Source organism: Duganella sp. Root1480D1 (genome assembly GCF_001427305.1).
Classification (GTDB): Bacteria; Pseudomonadota; Gammaproteobacteria; order Burkholderiales; family Burkholderiaceae_D; genus Rugamonas.
In genome coordinates, this window is the sequence record NZ_LMFZ01000032.1 from 1 (window position 1) to 3,638 (window position 3,638).

1 protein-coding gene is annotated in these 3,638 nt (G+C 66.2%); it reads left to right on the plus strand.

Features of this window, described 5'->3' with window-relative positions; translation table 11 throughout:
• A partial coding sequence (locus tag ASD58_RS20830; RefSeq protein ID WP_156401414.1) for a non-ribosomal peptide synthetase occupies positions 1-3,638 on the plus strand: 3,638 nt, incomplete at both ends.

The following is a 3,638-nucleotide window of genomic DNA, read 5'->3' on the forward strand; positions in this document are numbered from 1 at the left end:
CTGTCGGCCAACGGCAAGCTCGATCGCAAGGCCCTGCCGGCGCCGGACGAGGCGGCATTGGCGGCGCGGCCTTATGAAGCACCGCAGGGCGAGGCGGAACAGGTGCTGGCGCAGGTCTGGCAGGAACTGCTGGGCGTGGAACGGGTCGGACGCCACGACCACTTCTTCGAACTGGGCGGGCATTCGCTGCTGGCGGTGCAAGTGGTATCGCGCCTGCGCCAGACGCTGAATGTCGAAGTCTCCCTGCGCAAAATATTCGCGGCCCCGACGCTGGCGGAATTCGCCGCGGCAGCCGCCGCTACCGAACGGACCCGCCAGGAAGCGATCCCTTTGGCAGACCGGACGCGGGATTTGCCTTTGTCGTGGGCGCAGCAACGCTTGTGGTTCCTGACCCAACTCGACGGCTCCTCACGCGCCTACCATATGCCGAGCGGCATGCGCCTGCGCGGCCCCCTGGACCGCAACGCGCTGCAAGGCGCTTTTAATGCGATCGTGGCGCGCCACGAAATCCTGCGTACCACCTTTGTCGAAAGGAACGGCCAGGCGGTGCAATGCATTGCGCCTGCCGACGCCGGCCTGCGCCTGGAATGGCACGACTTGAGCATGCTGCACGGCCACGAGCTGGATTTTGCAGTCGAGCGCATGGCAACCGACGAGGCCAGCCAGGCCTTTGACCTCGGCACAGGTCCGCTGCTGCGTGCCCGCATGCTGCACCTGGGACAGGACGATCACGTACTGCTGTTGACGGTGCACCACATCGTGTTCGACGGCTGGTCGACAGACGTACTGCTGCGCGAGCTGGCTGTCCTGTACAGCGCTTTGGCACGCGGCGCGGCAGATCCGCTGCCTGCTTTGCCGCTGCAGTACGCGGACTTCGCGGCATGGCAGCGGAGCTGGTTAAACGAGGCTGCCTTGCAGTCGCAAGTTGCCTATTGGCGCAAGCACCTGGAAGGGGCACCGGACTGCCTTGAACTGGCCACTGACTACACGCGTCCGGCGTTGCCGACTTACGCCGGCGACTCGGTCGACCTGCAACTGCCGCCTGCGCTGACTGCCGACTTGCGGGCCCTGTGCCGCAGGCAGGGCGTCACGATGTTCATGACGCTGATGGCGGCATGGGCGGCCTTGCTGGCGCGCTGCAGCGGCCAGCAGGACGTGGTGATCGGTACTCCGGTCGCCAACCGTCAGCGCCAGGAGCTGGAACCGCTGATCGGCTTCTTCGTGAACACTTTGCCCCTGCGCATGCGGCTGGGAGACGACATCACGGTCAGCGACCTGCTGGAGCAGGTCAAGAATACTGCGCTCGATGGCTTTGCCTGCCAGGACCTGCCATTCGAACAAATGGTGGAAGCGCTGCAGCCGCGCCGCAGCACCAGCCATAATCCGCTGTTCCAGGCCTTCTTCGCCCTGAACAATACGCCGCAAAGCGGGGGCGAACCATTGGCTGGCCTGAGTATCAGCAGCCTTGGCCCGGCCATGCAGAGCGCGCAGTTCGACCTGTCCCTGCTGCTCGCGGAACGCGGCGACCAGGTGTACGGTACGCTGAATTACGCCACCGATTTGTTCCAGCGCGCCACCATCGAACGCATGCTGGCGCAGTTCGTCGTGATCCTGGCGGCGATGTGCTCCGCGCCGGAAGCACGGGTGCAGGCCCTGCCACTGCTCGATCCAGCCGAACGCGAACGCATCCTGGCGGGATTCAACGCGGGCGCCGCGCCCGCACCGCTGCACCAGCTGGTACACCGGCCGTTCGAGTTGCGGGCGCAAGCCATGCCAGACGCGCCGGCGCTGCGGCACGGAGAGCGGGTGCTGAGCTATGGTGAACTGAATGCGCGCGCCAATGCGCTCGCGCAGCGCCTCATCGAACTGGGTGTCGCGCCTGGCAGCATGGTGGCCGTACTGGCCGAACGGGGCTGCGAGATGGTGATCGCGGTACTGGCCACACTCAAAGCGGGCGGCGCCTATGTGCCGCTTGACCCGGGCTATCCGGAAGAACGGCTCGGCTACATGGTGAGCGACAGCGCTCCCAGCGTCCTGCTTACGCAACAGGCGCTAGCGCAGCGCATCGCGGCGCCGGGCTGCCCCGTGCTGCTGCTCGATGCCGAGGCGGGTAGCGATCGTTCGCAGCAGGCTGACCCGCTGCTGCCGGAACTGGCGGCGGAGCACCTGGCCTACGTGATCTATACCTCTGGCTCCACCGGCAAGCCGAAAGGCGTCGCCATGCCGCATGGACCACTGTGCAATCTGCTGCAATGGCAGGCCGATGGTGTGCTGGGCGCGCCCGAAACGACGCTGCAATTCGCTGCGCTCGGCTTCGACGTCGCGTTCCAGGAAATCTTTTCAACCCTGTCGCTTGGCGCCTGCCTGGTGCTGATCGACGAGGACATGCGGCGCGATCCGCAAGCCTTGCTGGCATTGATTGCCGGCCGGAAGGTCGCGCGCGTTTTCCTGCCATACATCGCTTTGCAAAGCCTGGCCCAGGCCGTGCAGGATGGCGGCGTGCTGCCTTCCAGCTTGCGCGATGTGATCACGGCCGGCGAACAACTGCGGATCACGCCGGCGATTGCCGCACTGTTCCGGCAGCTGCCGCAATGCCGGCTGCATAACCACTATGGCCCGACCGAGTCGCACGTGGTGACGTCGCATATCCTGGCGGACGACGTGGGGCAATGGCCATTGTTGCCGCCGATCGGGCGGCCGATTGCGAACGCCAGGGTGCACGTGCTCGATACGGACCTGCAGCCGGTCCCGGTCGGCATCCTGGGCGAGGTATTCCTGGGCGGCAGTTGCCTTGCCCGCGGCTACCTGAACCGTCCGCAACTGACGGCCGAGCGCTTTATCGCGAATCCTTTCGGAGCGGGCAAGTTGTACAAGACGGGCGACCTGGCCCGCTATCGCGACGACGGATCGCTCGAATATGTCGGCCGCGCCGATTTCCAGGTCAAGCTGCGTGGATACCGGGTAGAGCCGGGTGAAGTCGAGGTCCGCCTGGGCGCCTGTCCCGGCGTGCGCGATGTGGCCGTGGTTGTGCGCGAAGATGCGCCGGGTGAACGCCGCCTGGTGGCTTACCTGACGGCACAGCCTGGAGCTGCGCAAGGGCTGCTGGATCCGGGATCCTTGCGCCAGGCGCTGGCGCAGGAGTTGGCCGATTACATGATCCCGAGCGCCTTCGTACAGCTGGAAGCACTGCCTCTTTCGCCGAACGGCAAGCTCGATCGGCGTGCTTTGCCGGCGCCGGACAAGGCGGCGCTGGCCACACGTGAGTATGCGGCACCGCAGGGCGAGGTGGAACAGGCGCTGGCGCAGATCTGGCAAGAGCTGCTGGGTGTTGAGCGGGTCGGCCGCCACGACCATTTCTTCGAATTGGGTGGACATTCGCTGCTGGCAGTGCAGGTGGTGTCGCGCCTGCGCGAATTGCTGGGACGTGAAGTGGCGCTGCGCAAGCTGTTCGAGCAGCCGACACTGGCCGGCCTGGCGCAACTGGTGGCAGCCAGCCGGCAGACGCAGCTGGGTACGCTCACGGTGGCCGAGCGCGGCGATGCGCTGCCGCTGTCGTGGGCACAGCAACGCCTGTGGTTCCTCGACCAGCTGGACCATGCGGCAGGCGCGGCCTACCACATCCCGGCCGGCTTGCACTT